At 62.2% G+C, this 903-nt stretch carries 4 pseudogenes; all 4 read left to right on the forward strand.

Annotation, left to right across the window (positions count from 1 at the left end):
- Positions 1–247: pseudogene (locus tag ACNA1V_RS17395) on the forward strand (electron transfer flavoprotein-ubiquinone oxidoreductase); the annotation flags it as partial.
- Position 248: 1 nt separating this feature from the next.
- Positions 249–357, forward strand: a pseudogene (locus ACNA1V_RS17400) (4Fe-4S dicluster domain-containing protein); the annotation flags it as partial.
- 1 nt (position 358) lies between these two features.
- Positions 359–407: pseudogene (locus tag ACNA1V_RS17405) on the forward strand (hypothetical protein); the annotation flags it as partial.
- A gap of 13 nt (positions 408–420) precedes the next feature.
- Positions 421–566: pseudogene (locus tag ACNA1V_RS17410) on the forward strand (4Fe-4S dicluster domain-containing protein); the annotation flags it as partial.
- Positions 567–903: the final 337 nt, after the last annotated feature.

Here is a 903-nt window from a genome sequence, read left to right on the forward strand (position 1 = left end):
GAGTCGATTCATGCCGCGTTGTCCGAGGGGCGCGGGCAGGATGCCTTGGCCAGTTATGGCGAGGCGTTCCAGGCGTCCTGGCTGTATGAGGAGTTGAACCGGGCGCGCAATTTCAAGCAGTGGTTCAAGAAGGGTTTGCCGGTGGCGAGTGTGATGACGTTTGTGGAGCAGGGGTTGTTCAAGGGGAAGATGCCCTGGACTTTGCACCGTACGCAGCCGGATTACGCCTGTTTGCTGCCGGCAGCGGNGTGCGAGCGTATCGAGTATCCGAAGCCGGATGGGAAGGTGACGTTCGATCGTTTGAGTTCGGTGTTTATTTCCAATACCAATCACGATGAGGATGAGCCGGTTCATCTGNGGCTGAAGGATGCGGCGGTGCCGGTGGCGGTGAATCTGGCGCGTTATGGNGGGCCGGAGGCNCGGTATTGTCCGGCGGGGGTGTATGAGTTCGTGAAGGATGAGGCGGGGGCCGATGCCTTGCGTATCAATGCGCAGAATTGTGTGCATTGCAAGACCTGTGATATCAAGGATCCGACGCAGAATATTGTGTGGGTGGCGCCGCAGGGNGGCGAGGGGCCGGTTTATAACGGGATGTGAGNTAGAGGGNCGCGGTGGGCGCTGGCTNGGCGTCNGTGGGTGCTAAATCGCGTTGTGGCAGGCCCCCGGTCTNGGGCAGATCGCGTGGTTCTGGCTGCGCCAGAACTCCCCGAGTCAGGCGGCGCCAGCGGGGCGGACGCACAACTCGCGAGGCGGACAGTCCCCCGGACTGTCCGCAAGCGTCTCGCTCAAACATGTGCGTCCTTGCCTCCCCGCTGACACCCCCTGACTCGGCACGCTCCACTGCCCAAGACCGGGGGCCTGCCACAACGCTGACGTAGAGGATGACTGAACGATCAGACGGCG

Source organism: Kerstersia similis, assembly GCF_965139615.1.
Taxonomy (GTDB): Bacteria; Pseudomonadota; Gammaproteobacteria; order Burkholderiales; family Burkholderiaceae_B; genus Kerstersia; species Kerstersia similis.